Origin of the sequence: Rhodococcus pseudokoreensis (genome assembly GCF_017068395.1) — a bacterium.
GTDB lineage: Bacteria > Actinomycetota > Actinomycetes > Mycobacteriales > Mycobacteriaceae > Rhodococcus_F > Rhodococcus_F pseudokoreensis.
This window is the reverse complement of sequence record NZ_CP070619.1, coordinates 903,339-919,355: the sequence shown is the minus strand read 5'-3', so window position 1 is coordinate 919,355 and position 16,017 is coordinate 903,339. Positions and strand designations below refer to the sequence as shown.

The following is a 16,017-nucleotide window of genomic DNA, read 5'->3' as shown; positions in this document are numbered from 1 at the left end:
TCTCGGTATGAGCACAGCGATTCGTTTTACCGGAAATGGGGGCGAGCTGCCGGCGAGCCAGGTGCACGACGTGCTGCGCGAGCGCATTCTGGTCGACGGGTTCGACCTGGTACTCGACCTGGACCGCTCACGCGGCACCCATCTCGTCGATCTGCGGGACGGCACCAGCTATCTGGACATGTTCGGATTCTTCGCGTCGTCGGCCCTCGGGATGAACCACCCCGCGCTGGCCGACGACGACGCGTTTCGCCGGGAACTGGCGGCCGCGGCGGTGAACAAACCGAGCAACTCCGACATCTACACCGTTCCGATGGCACGGTTCGTCGAGACGTTCGCCCGGGTACTGGGTGATCCCGCGCTACCGCATCTCTTCTTCATCGACGGTGGCGCGCTCGCCGTCGAGAACGCGCTGAAGGTGGCGTTCGACTGGAAGAGCAGGCTCAACGAGAGCAGGGGCCTCGATCCGGCACTCGGCACGAAGGTGCTCCATCTGACCGAGGCCTTCCACGGGCGCAGCGGATACACCATGTCGCTCACCAACACCGAGCCCGGCAAGGTGGCGCGGTACCCCAAGTTCGACTGGCCGCGCATCGACTCCCCGTACCTCACGGACGGGCGGGACGTCGAGGAAGCCGAGCGGCACGCACTGGACCAGGCGCGGCAGGCGTTCGCCGAGAACCCTTCGGACGTGGCCTGTTTCATCGCCGAGCCGATCCAAGGTGAGGGTGGAGACCACCACTTCCGCCCGGAATTCTTCCAGGCGATGGAGGCGCTCTGCCGCGAGAACGACGCCCTCTTCGTGTTCGACGAGGTGCAGACCGGCTGCGGTCTCACCGGCACCGCCTGGGCGTACCAGCAACTGGGGGTGCACCCCGACGTCGTCGCGTTCGGCAAGAAGACCCAGGTCTGCGGAATCATGGCAGGCGGCAGGGTGGACGACATCCCCGACAACGTGTTCGCCGTCAGTTCGCGGATCAACTCGACTTGGGGCGGCAACCTCACCGACATGGTGCGGTCCCGCCGGATCCTCGAGATCGTCGAGGAGGACAGGCTCGTCGACCGGGCCCGCATGACGGGGGCACACCTTCTCGAACGGCTCCGGGAACTCGCGCGGGCGAACGCCGACGTGACCGAACCGCGGGGGCGTGGCCTGATGTGTGCGATCACGCTTCCCACCCCGCAGCGGCGGGACCGGGTGGTCGCGGACCTCAGGGACCGGGAGCGGGTGCTGATCCTGCCGACCGGCAAGCGCGGGATCCGGTTCCGTCCACCGTTGACGGTGACGACCGCGGAACTCGACGCCGCCGTGGATGCACTGGCCCGGGTGCTGGGCGGTACCGTCGACGCATGACGCCGATTCCGCTCACGTCCGTGCCAAATCTGCGAGACGTCGGCGGCTACCGGACCGCGGACGGCGCGAAGGTGCGCACCGGTGTGTTCTACCGTTCGACCGATCTCAGCCGGGTCGCGGACACCGACATGCCGGCGCTCGACGGCCTCGGGATCCGGATGGTGTACGACCTGCGGACCGCGGACGAGCGCGCCGCGGCCCCCGACATTCTCCCGAACGGGGCCCGCGCGGTCGCGTTGGACGTGCTCGCCGACAAGGGGATCCGCTCGATCCCCGCGCAGATGCTGCAGGTGATCGCCGACCCGATGATCGCCGAACGCGAACTCGGCGGCGGACGCGCCATCGAGTATTTCGAGGGCAGCTACCGCGATTTCGTCGAGATGCCCAGCGCGGTGTCCTCGTACCGGGAACTGTTCGGCGGTCTCGCGACCAACGGCAACACGCCCGCCCTCGTGCACTGCACCACCGGGAAGGACCGGACGGGATGGGCCACGGCGGCACTGCTGCTGCTCCTCGGCGTCGGCGAGGACGACGTGTTCCACGACTACCTGCTGACCAACGAACTCCTGCTGCCGGCGTTCGCGGGCGTGTTCGAGAAATTCGTCGATGCGGGTGGAGATCCGGCGCTGCTCGAGCCCGTGCTCGGGGTCCGCGAGCAGTATCTGCAGGTGTCGCTCGCCGCCATGCGCGAGCAGTACGGAACGATCGAGCGGTACTTCTCCGACGGACTCGGCCTCGACGCCGCAGTTCAGACTCTGCTGCGGGAACGCATGATCGCGGACTGAGCGGACAACCCGATCGCCACACCCACCATGTCCGCGCAGAGATCCCAGACCGAACCGTGCCTGCCGATCGGCAGCACGCCCTGCAGTATCTCGGTGATCACCCCGAATGCCGCGAGCCAGAGCACCGTGATCCGTGGTGTCAGAAGGGCATACCGGGAGGCGGCCGCCAGCGCCGCGAACAGCACGGCATGCACCACCTTGTCGGCATGTTCGGGACCGGACGGCGTCGCGGACGCCGGGGACAGCAACATGATCAGCGCCAGCACGGTGAGGGCCGCCACCGGAATGGAACGCATCCTCACCGCTGGACCGTGAACCCCAGTGCGCCCTCCGCAAACCGTTGCACCGCATCCGATCCGCTCGCGAGCGCGTCCTCGTGACCGGCCCGTGCCCAGCCGGTGAGTGTCGCGGTTTCCCCGGACGGAGTGAGCCCCACCTCGGCGAGCAGTTCGCCGGTGTTGGGCTGGCAGATCGCCCACGAATAGTGCTCGTCGCTCAGCCACTGCGCCGTGCGGCGGGCGATGTAGCCGGGTTCGGTTATTCCGCCGTCCGCGAGCGCCGGACGGTCGTTGACCCGCTCGTCCTCGCGCAGCGCGCGCAGATACCAGCCGCCTGCATTGACCTCCACCGGTTCCATGTCAGCGGTCCCGGTCGCGGCGGTCGCGGCGGCGATCGCGATCGTGCCGGTCGTCGCGGGTGCCGAACAGTATGGCGCCGGCGGCAGGGATCATCAGGAAGAACAGCCAGCTGTTGTCGACGGGGACGACGAAGAACAGCACGAGGGCGACGAGCGGGATCACCGACATCACGATGCGACGCCAGTTCTGGTCGCGGTCGGTGTCCGCTGCCACGGCCTTGGCAGGCGCGGCGGCGGTGGTCGCGGGGAGGTCGGTGAACACCCGATCGAGTTCGCCGCGGGTGGTGGCATTCGTGACCGCGAGACTGCGCTCGTCGAACTCGGGGACCGTCAGACGGCCCGCGGCGAAGTGTTCGCTCAACGAGTTCAGGGCCTGCTCACGTTCGGCTGTGCCGATACGGATCTCGGGAACGTCAGACATGCGTACAGTGTGGCACGGCCACCCGTGAGTACTTGTTAACCGCGGGCGGTTAACAAGTACTCACGGGAGCTACTTGAGTTCTGCCAGGACGGTGCCCTGGGTGATGGCGGAGCCGGGTTCGACGGCGAGGCCGGTGACGGTGCCGGCCTTGTGGGCGTTGACGGGGTTTTCCATCTTCATGGCCTCGAGGACGGCGATGAGGTCGCCCTCGGCGACTTGCTGGCCTTCTTCGACGGCGACCTTGACGACGGTGCCCTGCATGGGGGCGGTGACGGCGTCACCGGATGCGGCGCCGCCGTGGGCGCCGCCGCGGGTGCGGGCCTTGGGCTTCTTGCGGGTGGCGCCGGCGGGGGCGCCGCCGGTGCCGAGGGTGAACTGGCCGGGCAGCGACACCTCGACGCGGCGGCCGCCGACCTCGACGACGACGTTCTGCCGGGGCAGGGTGTCCTCGTCGTCGAGGGGTTGGCCGCCGGTGAACGGTTCGACCTGGTTGTCCCATTCGGTTTCGATCCACTTGGTGTAGACGTCGAAGCCGGTGCCGTCGCCGATGAAGGCGGGGTCGGAGACGATGGCCCGGTGGAACGGGATGACCGTGGCCAGGCCTTCGACCTGGAATTCGGCGAGGGCGCGGCGGGCCCGGGCGAGGGCCTCGTCGCGGGTGGCGCCGGTGACGATCAGCTTGGCGAGCATGGAGTCGAACTGGCCGCCGATCACCGATCCGGTTTCGACGCCGGAGTCCATCCGCACGCCGGGGCCGGTGGGGGGCATGAACTTGGTGACCGGTCCGGGGGCGGGCAGGAAGCCGCGGCCGGCGTCCTCCCCGTTGATGCGGAACTCGAAGGCGTGCCCGCGGGGGGTGGGGTCCTCGGTGAGGTCGAGGTGTTCGCCGTTGGCGATCTTGAACTGCTGCAGCACCAGGTCGATGCCGGCGGTTTCCTCGGTGACGGGGTGTTCGACCTGCAGGCGGGTGTTGACCTCGAGGAAGGACACGGTGTCGCCCTGGACGAGGTATTCGACGGTGCCGGCGCCGTAGTAGCCGGCCTCTTTGCAGATGGCCTTCGCGGAGGTGTGGATCCGGTTGCGCTGGTCGTCGGTGAGGAACGGGGCGGGGGCCTCCTCGACGAGTTTCTGGAAGCGGCGTTGCAGGGAGCAGTCGCGGGTGCCGGCGACGATGACGTTGCCGTGCTGGTCGGCGATGACCTGCGCTTCGACGTGCCGGGCCTTGTCCAGATACTGTTCGACGAAGCATTCGCCGCGGCCGAACGCGGCGACGGCCTCGCGGGTGGCGGAGTCGAACAGTTCGGGGATTTCCTCGATGGTGTGGGCGACCTTCATGCCGCGGCCACCGCCGCCGAAGGCGGCCTTGATGGCGACGGGGACGCCGTATTCCTTGGCGAAGGCGACGACCTCGTCGGCGTTCTTGACGGGGTCCTTGGTGCCGGCGGCCATCGGGGCCTTCGCCTTTTCGGCGATGTGGCGGGCGGTGACCTTGTCGCCGAGGTCGCGGATCGACTGCGGGGACGGGCCGATCCAGATCAGGCCGGCGTCGATCACGGCCTGCGCGAAGTCGGCGTTCTCGGAGAGGAAGCCGTAGCCGGGGTGGATGGCGTCGGCACCGGACTTGGCGGCGGCGTCCAAAATTTTGTCGAACACCAGGTAGGACTCGGCGGAGGTCTGTCCGCCGAGGGCGAAGGCTTCGTCGGCCAGGCGCACGAACGGGGCGTCGGCGTCGGGTTCGGCGTAGACGGCGACGCTGGCCAGGCCGGCGTCGGCGGCGGCCCGGATCACCCGCACTGCGATCTCACCGCGGTTCGCGACGAGCACCTTCGTGATGTGCGCGCTGGCATGACTGGGCACTGAGCCTCCTGTGGTTCGCATGGTCTGTCACCGCGGTGGTCCCCGGGGGTGTTCACCGGCGGTGGGTTACGGCATCTCTTCGGAGTCTAGGCACCGAACCGATCGGTGTTGCCACCGGACCGAATATTGCCGTCAGGCCTGTCCGACGCTGCGCAACCCTACCGAAGGGTAGCTGGTTGAAACCTGTTCCAGTTGCCGGCGGAGGCTCGCGACCCACGTGTGGACGCTCGCGGCGGCGATGTCGTTGCCCGGATATCGGACCGCCAGATTGACGCCGCGGGGGGTGCGGTTGATCCACGCGTACACGTCGTGCGTGTACTGCCGGCTCCGCAGCGCCCGGGCGTTACGTTCGTGCCAGCGGCCCGCTTCGGGCACGAACCGGACGTCCATGTAGGAGACGACGAATCGCGGCCGGATGGGGATGTCGAGTTCCTTCTCGATCTGGTCGAACGGCACCACCGAGATCGGTTTCGTCCGGGCCACGCTGTCGGCGGCCTCGCGGGCGACGGCGGCGAAATCGTCCGACGTCACCTCGAAGTCGATCGGGCTCAGCCCCACGAACCAGCCCAGCGCGGACGCCCACTGCGGGGAGTGCCGGGTATGCACCGGGGTAACGGTCCGGAAGCGGTCGTCACCCGCCACTTCCGCACCGGCCAAGCCGAGGCACGCGAGCAGGCCTGGGAAGAACCCCACATCCGCCTCGCGGCAGGCCGAGTTGAACGCCGCGGCCTGGTCGGCGTCGAGTATCCAGGCGGACAGGTTCTGCTGGGCGTACGTCGTGCGCGGACCGACTTCGAGGGGGAACTCGGGGAGTCCCGGCCCCTCGAGTGCGGACCGCCACACGTCGAGCGCCTCACGCTTGACCTCGGCGTCGGTGGAGATCTCGCGCTCCTCGCGGCCGAAGTCGATGTAGCTGCCGACGGGGAACAGGTTGGCCGTGCGACCGGACAGCGCCTCCTCGTACAGGGCGGTCAACTCGTGGGCGACGAGCACGATGGAGAACCCGTCGATGATCGAGTGATCCGCCGCGAAGAACACCGTGAACCGGTCGCGCTGCACGGTCTCGAGCGTCGCGAAGACGTACGACGGCCAGCTGTGCGGCGAGGCGTACTCGTCGAACAGTTGCTGCAGGTGCGCGAAGTTGTCGCCACCGGCGGCGTCGTAACCGTGGCTGACGACACCCACGTGCAGCCCGCCCTGCGGCACGGTCCGCCTGCAGACCCGCTCGGTCTCCGTGTCGAACGTCGTGTGCGAGCGCAGCACCTCGTGACGATCGGTCCACTTCTCCAGCGCGGTACGGAACGCGGTGACGTTCAGCGTCCCGTGGATCTCGAATGCGGTGCCCAGCCAGGATTCGCGACCGTCGGCGTCGGCGCACCGGCGCAGATGTGCCTCGTGGATGTACGACGCAGGACGGGGGTCGTCCACCCACTCCGAGCGGGCGCACGGCAGCCATTCGGTGAGCGCACCCACCGGAACGGGGTAGTCGGCAAGTTCGGTGAATTCCATCGGTATGTGTTCAGACCCTGCCTAGCCGCGGAGATGCCGCTTGATTCGCGCGAGCATCGCCGACATGCCGCGCAGCCGCAGCGGACTGACGGCGTCGGCGAGCCCGAGCGCGGAGTAGAAATCGTCCGGAATGCCGAGGATGGTGACGGCACTGTGCCCATCGAGGCCCTGGTGCAGGATCGACGCGAAACCCCGCGTGGTCGGTGCCTCCGCGGGCGCGCTGAAGTGCAGTCGCACGTGCTCCGGATCGGAGTCGTCGACCGACAGGAACAGCGGCGACTGGCACTCGGGCACCGGTTCCATCGCGTCCTGCTCGAGTTCGGCAGGCAGGGGCGCCAGTTCGCGGCTGAACTCCAGCAGCAACTGCAGCTTGTCCGAGCCGTCGACGGCGGCGAAGTCGTCGACGATCTCGGCAAGCGAATCGGGTAGTTCGGTCATGACGTTGCGCCGGGAACATCTCCCGGCTCTTCACCCCTGACGATCGGAACGCGAACCATGTTGCCCCATTCCGTCCACGAACCGTCGTAGTTGCGGACGCTGGGGTAACCGAGCAGGTGGGTGAGGACGAACCAGGTGTGGCTGGAACGTTCACCGATCCGGCAGTACGCCACGATGTCGTCGTCGGCGGACACCCCGCCGTAGATCTCGTTCAGTTCGCCGCGCGAACGGAAACGGCTGTCGGGTGCGGCGGCCTTGGCCCACGGAATGCTCTGCGCGCTCGGGATGTGGCCGCCGCGGAGGGCGCCCTCTTCCGGGTAGTCGGGCATGTGGGTGCGTTCGCCGGTGTACTCCTGCGGCGAACGGACGTCGATCAGCGGCCCTTTGCCGAGGTGATCGAGCACGTCGTCCTTGAACGCGCGGATCGGGGCGTCGTTGCGCTCGACCACCGGGTAGTCGGTGGGGGAGGTCTCGGGGACGTCGAACGCGGTGTCCCGGTTCTCGGCGATCCACGCGTCGCGGCCGCCGTCGAGGAGACGGACGTCCTCGTGTCCGAACAGCGTGAACACCCACAGGGCGTACGCCGCCCACCAGTTGCTCTTGTCGCCGTAGATCACGACGGTGTCGTCGCGGCTGATGCCCTTGCGGCTCATCAGCTCGGCGAACTGCTCACCGTTGATGTAGTCACGCGTCACCGGGTCGTTGAGGTCGAGGTGCCAGTCGACCTTGACGGCGCCGGGAATGTGACCGACGTCGTAGAGGAGCACGTCCTCGTCCGACTCCACGACCTTGAGGCCGGGTGTGCCCAGATTCGCGGACAGCCACTCCGTCGACACGAGCCGACCGGGATTGGCGTACTCGGCGAAGGACTGGGTGGGATCTGGCGCTACGGGCACGAGTGGGCTCCTGGGGCAGATGCGACGGGGACGGATCAATTCTAGGCGGACGCCGGAAGTTCTTCCGACCGGCGTTCACACTTACCTTCCGCGCACGGTGAGGACGGTGAGCGCGGGCGCGTAGATTCGCACCCGAACGGAGGCCCCATGCCCGACATCGCGACGCGCGCCGACCTGGAACTGCTGCTCCGGCACTTCTACGGCCGGGCATTCGCCGACCCGGTCCTCGAACCGGCCTTCGAGACCCTCATGGTGATCGGCCTGGACGACCACCTGCCCGTCATGTGCGACTTCTGGGAGACGATCCTGCTGCGCACCGGCGTCTACCGCGGCAGCGTCGGTGCCGTGCACTGGGCGCTGCACGGCAGGCACGGATTCACCGGCCGGCACTTCGACCGCTGGGTCGAGCTGTGGACGTCCAGCGTCGACGAGTTGTTCGTCGGCGACGTCGCGCAGCAGGCCAAGAACGAGGCGGCCAGGATCGCCGTCGGGATGCGGCGACAACTGTTCGAGCCCTCCCGCGGTCAGACGACCGGAGTGCCCTCCAGGTTCAGCTGACTGGTGAGTTCCGCGATGGGAGTGACACCGTTCTCGCAGACGTCGTGCATGATCTCCCGCAGCCGCACCAGGAACTCCGTGACCGCACGCCGCGCCGTCGGCGTCTCGGGGAACCGCGACCGCAGCGCGAGACCCCGCTGGGTGCGTGAGATCCAGAACTGGGCGTCGTCCGCGACCGTCACGTTGCTGATGTGGTGGGCGTTCAATTCGTCGTGGTCGTCGGTGCCCGGCAGCTTGCGGTAGTCGATGTACGAGACCATGAACACATCGGTGCGGGTGCGGCGATATCCGTCACCGAGCGCCTCCCGCACCTGCGCCATCGACACGCCCTTGAGCGTGAGCGCCGTGCGGAACGAGGCGTGGGTGTGCGCAAGCGAGGACTGGAAGTCGCAGTCGGGGGTCAGTTCGACCGTCAGCGGCGCGCTCGTCGTGAGCCACCCGATCGCGTTGGCCCACTGCGGGTCCTGGCGGATGTGCAGCGGAAACTGCAACGGCATCCGGGCGGTGCCGTTGATCGAGTGCACGGCCAGGCCCATCGCGGTGAGCGTCCCCGTGAACAGGCTTCCCCCGGAATCCAGGCAGATCTCCTCGAACCGGTCGGTGCCCGCGGCGTCGAGGAGGGGACGCACGTCGGCGCCCTGCGGGGCGGGCCTGCCTGCCTCGACACCCAGATCGAGCGGGAAACTGGGCGCGGTGCCGCCGCAGCGCTGGTAGAAGCGGGCCCATTCCCGCACCCGGGGGTCGCCGATCTCGGTGACCGGCGCCTCGGCCTCGAGTTCGCAGTACCGAAGGAAGCTCCCCGGATCGCCGAGTTCCTCCGTCAGTTCCGCTTCGGTGAGCACACCCGAGCGGCCGAGCCCGATGATTCGCTGATAGATCTGCCGGAGTTCGCCCAGCGCGATGACGAGCGAATACCCGTCGACGAGCGTGTGATCGAACGCACTGACCACGGTGTGGTGCGAGTCGCGCTCGATGGTCGCGAACAGGTAGGCGGGGAAGGTCAGCGGATCGCACGCCTCGGTGAACCGGTACCGCAGATGGTCGCGGAGTTCGTGCGGTGACGTCGTCACCGAGGACTCGGACGCGACGACGGTGATGTCGTCGGGGTCGAGATCCACCCGGGCCATCGCGTCCGGGCTCACGTCGAAGCCGGTCTGCAGCGTGTCGTGACGCCGGACGAAATGCACCAGTGCCTGCGCGAGCGCGTCCCGGTCGAGTCGGCCGGGGAGGTCGAAAGCCGCTGCCATCCACACACTTCGGCCGACACCGTGTGTGCGCGCGGTGTCGAGATGGAACTGCTGGTTGTACGACGGCGGCACCGCCGAGGCCGACACCTCACCCGGCGCGACGGACCACTCCGTCACCAGGCCGGGTTCGAGCATGTACCGGTCGATCGACGTGACGTGCACTACTCCACCCCTGCGGCAGTCACGGATTCCGCGGCCACCGGCGCGAACGGCGTCACCGTGTAATCGCCCTCGTGGGCCACGGTTTTCATGATCGTCGACAACCGTTCGGCATACGCGGTCACCGACCGGTGCGCCTCCTCCGTGTCCGGATGCGAGATGGCCATCCACGTGCCCTCGAAAACGCGGTTGATCCAGATCGACGCGATCTGGGTGGCCTTGCCGCCGACGATGCCGGTCGCCCGGGCCGACACGAAACTCTCGGTCTGCGGCAACCGCCGCCCGTCGATGTACGACACGATCGGCGGCGGTGCGAGCGTGGTGTGCTGCGACGTCGCCGCGGGGCCCGCCTCGGCGAGAACGGTGTCGATCACCTGCTGCACGGACACCTCACCGAGAGCCTTCCCCGAACGGTAGGCGTCCTGCGCGCGCCCGGCGAGCCCGGTGAACGTCGCGGCCTCCTCCAGGGCGAACCCGACCGGGATGAGATTGATGAACCACCCCTGGGACCAGTAGAACTGCGGGTCGTTGCGGGTGGTGACGGGGGAGAGCGCCATGTAGCGGTCGCGTCCGACCAATTCGTGTTCGGTGATGGCGAGGGCCGCGAACACCCCGCCTATGAAGTTGGAACCGTGTGCCTTGCACACGGAGCCGAACCGCTCGCACTCGTCGGCGTCGGCGAGGTTGAACCGGCTGCCGATGGCCGGCTTGGGTGCGTCGGACGCCCCGAGGTCGAGCGGAAAGCTCGGAAAGCTGCCCCCGTTGCGGGTGAGGTGACCGATCCAGCCGTGCACCTCGGGGGACGCGAGTGTCAGCGTCGCCGCCTTCTCCCGTTCCTGCCTGCTGTATTCCACGTAGCTCCCCGGATCGGGAAGTTCGGGCGCGGCGCCGTCGAGTTCGGCCTGGTAGATGATCCGCGTCTCGGCGAACGTGAGAATCATCGACTGCATGTCGGTGTGCGCGTGATCGACGGCGTGGAACAGGGTGAAGCTGTCCTCGGTCCCGGGCGCCTCCGCGTCGTAGTGCTCCACCACACCGAAGACGAACGCGGGCCATGCCAGCGCGCTCGTGTCGTTCGCGAAGCGCGCGGCGATGTGGTCACGGACCTGTTCGGGGGTGGTGAGCGTCTCGCCCTCGTGTGCCGTGAGCGCGATGGCGTCGGCGGGCACGACGTGCCGCCGAACCGCGTTGCCGGTGTCCGTGGGGTCGGCGTCCGCGTGCTCGAACGAGAACCAGCTGTGCAGTGTGTCGTGCCGCAGCACGTAGCGCTCGAGGGTCCGGGTCATCGCCGCGCGGTCGAGCCTGCCCGGGAAGTCGAACGCGATGCCGATCCACGGCGACTGAGTTTCGCCGTTGTTCGCCGCCAGCCGGGCCCGCCGCAGGTGCCGCTCCTGCATCGTCGTCGGCAGAGCCGGATCCACCGGAGCTTCGGCAGCCGCACGTGCACTCGCGTCCGTGACTTTCCACTCGACGACCCGCCCAGGTTCCGGCTTCCAGTGGGTGATCAAGTTCAAGTCCATCGAGCGGCTCCTGGTGTCGAATCGAGGTTGCGAGATCGGTCGGGTGTGGCACGGCCTTCTCGCAACAGGATGCGGCACCGAGTGCCTTACCGCGAGAGGTAAAGAAGTATGAGACTGATTACAGGCCGGTCCCAGTTTAGTCAAGTGTCGGGCAAAGGGGTTCTACGCTGCAAGTTCTTCGCGTAACATGCAGCAACTTCGGAACAACCTCACAGCAACCCGTGAGGTTCGAGCCGCTAGCCTGTCCGGATGCCTGTGACGCAGCGTGCCGCACTCTATCGGGGCGAACTCGGTCGGTGGGTCCCTTGGCTGGGTTTGGCCACCAGTCTCGCCGCCGTGTTCATGCAACTCCTGGACGCGACCATCGTCAACGTCGCGCTGCCGAGCATCGCGGTCGATCTCGGCGCCTCGGTGTCGGCGCAGTTGCTGATGGTGAGCGTCTACACGCTGTCCTTTGCGTGTTCACTGATCACAGCGGCGCGACTGGGGGATCTCCTCGGCCGGCGACGCGTCTTCCTCACCGCACTGGCCGTCTTCGTTGTCGCCTCACTGCTCTGCGGGCTCGCCCAGACGCCGACCGCTCTCGTCGTGTCGCGGGCGCTGCAGGGGCTCGCGGCGGGGTCGATGTCGGCGCAGACGTTCGCCATCATCTCGGGACTCTTCCCGAAACGCGCCCACCCGCGGGTGTTCGGGATCTACGGCGCGACCATCGGGCTCGCCACGATCTGCGGCCCGCTCGTCGGCGGACTTCTCATCCAGTGGGACCTCTTTGGCTGGGGCTGGCGGCTCATCTTCTTCGTCAACCTCCCGCTCGGTCTCGCCGCCCTGGTCCTCGGCTACTTCTATCTCGTCGACGCGAAGCCGGACGGTGTTCGCCAACTCGACCTGGGCGGCGCCGTGCTGTCGGCAGTCGGGCTGTTCCTCCTGATCTTTCCGCTCGCGGAAGGACGCGAACGCGGCTGGCCGACGTCGATCGTGGTGATGCTGCTGTGCTCGGTGCCGGTGCTGATCGCCTTCGTCGTCTACGAGTGGCGGCTCGGGCGCCGCGGCGGCGACCCCGTCCTGCGCCTGGAGTTGTTCACCGACCGCGCGTTCTCGCTGGGCGCCGCCATCGCGTTCGTGTTCTTCGGCACGCTCACGTCACTGATCTTCACCATCTCCCTCACCCTGCAGTTCGGGTTCGGGTTCTCCCCGCTGCGGGCCGGGATGATGACTCTCCCCTGGGCGCTCGGCACCGGTCTCGCGGCGCTGGCCTCCGCGGCCGTCTACCGGCGCATCGGCAACCTCGTCCTGCCGTCGGGGATGGTGCTCTTCGCGGGCTCCCTCGTCGTGCTGGCGGCGCAACTGCAGCACGAGGGCACCGACCCGAGGTGGTCGGCGCTGGCCGGGCCCCTGTTCATCGGGGGAGCCGGGCTCGGATTGTTCGTGGCGCCGCTCCAGACGGCGATCCTCGCGACCGTGCGACCGGAGAACGCGGGTTCGGTGTCCGGGCTGCTGCCGACGGTCCAGCAGGTGGGCAGTTCGATCGGGCTCGCGGTGATCGGCGTCGTGTTCTTCAACCTCGTCGCGACGCAGTCGGCGGACGCGGTGCAGGCCGAGCGGCCGGCGCTCACCGCTCAGCTCGCCGAGGTCGGGGTGCCGCCGGGGCTGATCCCGCGCGCGGAGGAGACGTTCGTGCGCTGCGCGTCGGAACAACTCGGGTCCACGTCCCCGATGAAGGTGCCCGACGAGTGCCGTTCCCTGGTATCGGGAGGGGCCCCGCTCGGCGCCGCCCAACAGCAGATCGCCGACTCCGCGGTGGTCGCGGCGCGGGAATCGACCCGCAGTGCGGCAGGCGAGGCGTTCCTGCAGGCGGAACGCCGCATCCTCTGGATCATCGCGGCGGTCGCCGCGGCCATCGGGGTAGCGTCGCTGACCCTGCCGCGCCGGAACCAGCTGGTCGACGACCGGTCAGTCGCCGCGGCCTGACGTCGCCCACAACTCGGCGACGCCGACGCCGACGTCCGCGAGCAACCTCCGGACGAGTGGCAGACCGATCCCGATCACGCTGGACGGGTCGCCCTCGATACGGTCCACGAACCATCCGCCGAGGCTGTCGAGGGTGAACGCACCCGCGACCTGGAGCGGTTCCCCGGTCGCCAGGTAGGCCTCCAGATCGGCGTCCGGCGGGCTCGCGAAATGGACCACGGTGGCGCTGTGATCGTGTGCGTCACCCACCACCGCGCCCTCGGCGATCCGCAGGACGCTGTGCCCGGTGAGCAGGGTCGCGCTACGGCCGGCCATCGACGACCAGCGCTCGCGCGCGACGTCGACGCTCCCGGGCTTGCCCTGCAGGGCGCCGTCGATCAGCAGCATGGAGTCGCATCCCACGATGACGGCATCCGAGATCCCGTCCCGTGCGAGAACGGGGAGGACGTCCTTCGCCTTGGCGCGGGCCAGTTCGGTGACGACGTGCTCGGGGGCGGCGTCGGCACCGAGTGCCGCGATGAGGGCGTCCTCGTCGACTCCGGAGACGCGCACCACCGGTTCCACCCCGGCGCTGCGCAGCACAGCCAGCCGCGCAGGGGACGCCGAGGCGAGAACGAAGGACGTCACGAGGCCCGGATCAACGCCGGTACGCCGACACGTTCGGGAACGCGTACGGCGAGAACGGGGCGATGCTCCGGTGCATCCGGGTGGGGGCACCCCAGGACTCGGGCGGGATGCCCGAGTCGGGATCACCGCTGCCTGCGGCGGCGACCGCGGACAGCACCGCGACGAGTGCCGCGATCTCCCCGTCGGACGGGGACCCCTTGACCACCTTCAGGAACGGCTCGCGGGCCGCATCGGCTGCACCGTCCACGTCAGCGGACAGGTCGGTGGCCGTGCTGTCCGGGAGCGTCGTGTCCGCTGCGGACCCGTTGAGGGACGACGACGCCTCCGGACCGGTCTCGGTGCGCATGTCGTCCTCGGGGAGATCCGTCACTCTGTCCAATGATTCGCCGACACTCATAGCGGGATGTTCCCGTGCTTCTTGGGCGGGAGGGTGACCATTTTGCGTTCGAGCAGGCGCAGGGCGGCCACGATCTGTCCGCGGGTGTGGGACGGGGGGATGACGGCGTCGACGTAGCCGCGTTCGGCGGCGACGTACGGGTTGACGAGGGTGTCCTCGTATTCCTGCTGCAGTTGCAGGCGCAGGGCGTCGACGTCGTCGCCGTTCTTGGCGGCCTCGAGCAGGCGTTTGCGGTAGACGAAGCCGACGGCGCCGGAGGCACCCATGACGGCGATCTGGGCGGTGGGCCAGGCCAGGTTGACGTCGGCGCCCATGTGCTTGGAGCCCATCACGTCGTAGGCGCCGCCGTAGGCCTTGCGGGTGATGACGGTGATCTTGCCGACGGTGGCCTCACCGTAGGCGTAGAGCAGTTTCGCGCCGCGGCGGATGATGCCGTTGTATTCCTGGTCGGTGCCGGGCAGGAAGCCGGGGACGTCGACGAGGGTGATGATCGGGACGTTGAACGCGTCGCAGGTGCGTACGAAGCGGGCGGCTTTTTCGGAGGCGTCGATGTCGAGGCAGCCGGCGAAGACGGTGGGCTGGTTCGCGACGATCCCCACGCTGCGGCCGTCGACGCGGCCGAAGCCGACGACGATGTTGCCGGCGCGTTCGGCCTGGACCTCGAGGAATTCGTCGTCGTCGAGGATGCGGCGGATGACCTCGTGCATGTCGTAGGGCTGGTTCGCCGAGTCCGGGATCAGGGTGTCGAGTTCGAGGTCCTCGGCGGTGAGGGAGTCCTCGAGTGCTCCGGTGATCGGGTCGGTGGGCAGCATCCGGGGGGCGGCGGCCTGATTGTTCGACGGCAGGTAGGAGAGGAGGTCCTTGACGTAGTCGAGGGCGTCCTGTTCGCCGGAGGCGACGTAGTGGGCGACGCCGGACTTGACCATGTGGGTGTGCGCGCCACCGAGGTCTTCCATGGTGACGTCTTCGCCGGTGACGGTCTTGATGACGTCGGGGCCGGTGACGAACATCTGGGAGGTCTGGTCGACCATGACGACGAAGTCGGTGAGGGCGGGGGAGTAGACGTGGCCGCCGGCGGCGGGGCCCATGATCAGCGAGATCTGGGGGATGACGCCGGAGGCCTGGACGTTGCGGTGGAAGATTTCGCCGTAGAGGCCGAGGGAGACGACGCCTTCCTGGATGCGGGCGCCGGCGCCTTCGTTGATGCCGATCAGGGGGCGCCCGGTTTTGAGGGCGAGGTCCATGACCTTGACGATTTTTTCGCCGTAGATTTCGCCGAGGGAGCCGCCGAAGACGGTGGCGTCCTGGGAGAACACGCAGACGTCGCGGCCGTCGACGGTGCCGTAGCCGGTGACGACGCCATCGCCGACGGGGCGGTTGTCGGCGAGGCCGAAGTTCACGCTGCGGTGGCGGGCGAGGGCGTCGAGTTCGACGAACGACCCGTCGTCCAGCAGGGCGGTGATGCGTTCGCGGGCGGTGAGCTTGCCCTTGGCGTGGACCTTCTCGACCGCGGCTTCACCGCTCGGGTGCTGCGCCTCGGCCTGACGATTACGCAGGTCGGCGAGCTTTCCCGCCGTCGTGTGAATATCGGGCGTACTCGCCGACTCCGCCGCGCTCGGCTCCTGAACAGTGGTCATGACAGGTCAG

At 68.4% G+C, this 16,017-nt stretch carries 16 protein-coding genes; 4 read left to right on the top strand and 12 right to left on the bottom strand.

Annotated elements, in window-relative coordinates:
* The first annotated feature begins 7 nt into the window (after window positions 1-7).
* Both lat and JWS13_RS09745 read left to right on the top strand, forming a co-directional pair.
* Entirely contained in the window at window positions 8-1,351 is a 1,344-nt protein-coding gene (lat, locus tag JWS13_RS09750) for an L-lysine 6-transaminase (RefSeq protein ID WP_206005418.1), read from the top strand.
* Window positions 1,348-2,136: a tyrosine-protein phosphatase gene (locus JWS13_RS09745; protein WP_206005417.1), complete on the top strand. Its 789-nt coding sequence runs from the start codon at window positions 1,348-1,350 to the stop codon at window positions 2,134-2,136. Before lat ends, JWS13_RS09745 begins: the two co-directional genes overlap by 4 nt.
* Here the strand turns inward: JWS13_RS09745 and JWS13_RS09740 are convergent.
* The 7 genes from JWS13_RS09740 to JWS13_RS09710 form a co-directional block, all read right to left on the bottom strand.
* A complete protein-coding gene (locus tag JWS13_RS09740) occupies window positions 2,100-2,432 on the bottom strand; it encodes a VanZ family protein (RefSeq protein WP_206011558.1) in 333 nt (110 codons plus the stop codon). The genes JWS13_RS09745 and JWS13_RS09740 overlap by 37 nt on opposite strands.
* Window positions 2,433-2,434: 2 nt before the next feature.
* Window positions 2,435-2,773 carry a hypothetical protein gene (locus JWS13_RS09735; protein WP_124394681.1) on the bottom strand — a complete coding sequence of 113 codons (339 nt, stop codon included), beginning with the start codon at window positions 2,771-2,773 and terminating at the stop codon, window positions 2,435-2,437.
* 1 nt (window position 2,774) lies between these two features.
* Window positions 2,775-3,194, bottom strand: a complete 420-nt coding sequence (locus JWS13_RS09730; RefSeq protein ID WP_206005416.1) for a DUF1707 SHOCT-like domain-containing protein — start codon at window positions 3,192-3,194, stop codon at window positions 2,775-2,777.
* Window positions 3,195-3,263: 69 nt separating this feature from the next.
* Window positions 3,264-5,051 (bottom strand): acetyl/propionyl/methylcrotonyl-CoA carboxylase subunit alpha, encoded by a 1,788-nt coding sequence (locus JWS13_RS09725; protein WP_206005415.1) that lies wholly within the window; start codon window positions 5,049-5,051, stop codon window positions 3,264-3,266.
* 132 nt (window positions 5,052-5,183) lie between these two features.
* Window positions 5,184-6,560 carry a condensation domain-containing protein gene (locus JWS13_RS09720; protein WP_206005414.1) on the bottom strand — a complete coding sequence of 459 codons (1,377 nt, stop codon included), beginning with the start codon at window positions 6,558-6,560 and terminating at the stop codon, window positions 5,184-5,186.
* A gap of 21 nt (window positions 6,561-6,581) precedes the next feature.
* Window positions 6,582-6,998, bottom strand: a complete 417-nt coding sequence (locus JWS13_RS09715) for a SufE family protein (RefSeq protein WP_124396532.1) — start codon at window positions 6,996-6,998, stop codon at window positions 6,582-6,584.
* Window positions 6,995-7,894: a sulfurtransferase gene (locus tag JWS13_RS09710; RefSeq protein WP_206005413.1), complete on the bottom strand. Its 900-nt coding sequence runs from the start codon at window positions 7,892-7,894 to the stop codon at window positions 6,995-6,997. Before JWS13_RS09710 ends, JWS13_RS09715 begins: the two co-directional genes overlap by 4 nt.
* 147 nt (window positions 7,895-8,041) lie before the next feature.
* On the opposite strand from JWS13_RS09710, the gene JWS13_RS09705 reads away from it, so the two are divergent.
* A complete protein-coding gene (locus JWS13_RS09705; protein WP_206005412.1) occupies window positions 8,042-8,452 on the top strand; it encodes a group III truncated hemoglobin in 411 nt (136 codons plus the stop codon).
* Here the strand turns inward: JWS13_RS09705 and JWS13_RS09700 are convergent.
* Both JWS13_RS09700 and JWS13_RS09695 read right to left on the bottom strand, forming a co-directional pair.
* Window positions 8,419-9,861 (bottom strand): condensation domain-containing protein, encoded by a 1,443-nt coding sequence (locus tag JWS13_RS09700; RefSeq protein WP_206005411.1) that lies wholly within the window; start codon window positions 9,859-9,861, stop codon window positions 8,419-8,421. The genes JWS13_RS09705 and JWS13_RS09700 overlap by 34 nt on opposite strands.
* Window positions 9,861-11,378 carry a condensation domain-containing protein gene (locus JWS13_RS09695; protein WP_206005410.1) on the bottom strand — a complete coding sequence of 506 codons (1,518 nt, stop codon included), beginning with the start codon at window positions 11,376-11,378 and terminating at the stop codon, window positions 9,861-9,863. The genes JWS13_RS09700 and JWS13_RS09695 overlap by 1 nt, the downstream gene beginning before the upstream one ends.
* A gap of 249 nt (window positions 11,379-11,627) precedes the next feature.
* Here JWS13_RS09695 and JWS13_RS09690 point away from each other — a divergent pair, with 249 nt between their 5' ends.
* Window positions 11,628-13,346 (top strand): MFS transporter, encoded by a 1,719-nt coding sequence (locus JWS13_RS09690; protein WP_206005409.1) that lies wholly within the window; start codon window positions 11,628-11,630, stop codon window positions 13,344-13,346.
* On the opposite strand, the gene JWS13_RS09685 is transcribed toward JWS13_RS09690, so the two are convergent.
* Genes JWS13_RS09685 through JWS13_RS09675 form a run of 3 tightly spaced genes read right to left on the bottom strand, consistent with a single transcriptional unit; the run spans window position 13,329 to window position 16,007 of the window.
* Window positions 13,329-13,973 carry a Maf family protein gene (locus tag JWS13_RS09685; RefSeq protein ID WP_124396537.1) on the bottom strand — a complete coding sequence of 215 codons (645 nt, stop codon included), beginning with the start codon at window positions 13,971-13,973 and terminating at the stop codon, window positions 13,329-13,331. The genes JWS13_RS09690 and JWS13_RS09685 overlap by 18 nt on opposite strands.
* Window positions 13,974-13,983: 10 nt before the next feature.
* The gene (locus JWS13_RS09680; protein WP_206011557.1) at window positions 13,984-14,343 is read right to left on the bottom strand and encodes an acyl-CoA carboxylase subunit epsilon; all 360 of its coding nucleotides are present in this window, start codon (window positions 14,341-14,343) and stop codon (window positions 13,984-13,986) included.
* Between the two features lie 23 nt (window positions 14,344-14,366).
* The gene (locus tag JWS13_RS09675; RefSeq protein WP_206005408.1) at window positions 14,367-16,007 is read right to left on the bottom strand and encodes an acyl-CoA carboxylase subunit beta; all 1,641 of its coding nucleotides are present in this window, start codon (window positions 16,005-16,007) and stop codon (window positions 14,367-14,369) included.
* Between the last annotated feature and the right edge of the window lie 10 nt (window positions 16,008-16,017).

What these genes read in the sequence shown, in the direction of transcription:
- JWS13_RS09715 (WP_124396532.1), bottom strand. Translation starts at nt 6,998, where the DNA reads ATGACCGAACTACCCGATTCGCTTGCCGAGATCGTCGACGACTTCGCC.
- JWS13_RS09740 (WP_206011558.1), bottom strand. Translation starts at nt 2,432, where the DNA reads ATGCGTTCCATTCCGGTGGCGGCCCTCACCGTGCTGGCGCTGATCATG.
- JWS13_RS09690 (WP_206005409.1), top strand. Translation starts at nt 11,628, where the DNA reads ATGCCTGTGACGCAGCGTGCCGCACTCTATCGGGGCGAACTCGGTCGG.
- JWS13_RS09735 (WP_124394681.1), bottom strand. Translation starts at nt 2,773, where the DNA reads ATGGAACCGGTGGAGGTCAATGCAGGCGGCTGGTATCTGCGCGCGCTG.
- JWS13_RS09730 (WP_206005416.1), bottom strand. Translation starts at nt 3,194, where the DNA reads ATGTCTGACGTTCCCGAGATCCGTATCGGCACAGCCGAACGTGAGCAG.
- lat (WP_206005418.1), top strand. Translation starts at nt 8, where the DNA reads ATGAGCACAGCGATTCGTTTTACCGGAAATGGGGGCGAGCTGCCGGCG.
- JWS13_RS09720 (WP_206005414.1), bottom strand. Translation starts at nt 6,560, where the DNA reads ATGGAATTCACCGAACTTGCCGACTACCCCGTTCCGGTGGGTGCGCTC.
- JWS13_RS09695 (WP_206005410.1), bottom strand. Translation starts at nt 11,378, where the DNA reads ATGGACTTGAACTTGATCACCCACTGGAAGCCGGAACCTGGGCGGGTC.
- JWS13_RS09675 (WP_206005408.1), bottom strand. Translation starts at nt 16,007, where the DNA reads ATGACCACTGTTCAGGAGCCGAGCGCGGCGGAGTCGGCGAGTACGCCC.
- JWS13_RS09705 (WP_206005412.1), top strand. Translation starts at nt 8,042, where the DNA reads ATGCCCGACATCGCGACGCGCGCCGACCTGGAACTGCTGCTCCGGCAC.
- JWS13_RS09745 (WP_206005417.1), top strand. Translation starts at nt 1,348, where the DNA reads ATGACGCCGATTCCGCTCACGTCCGTGCCAAATCTGCGAGACGTCGGC.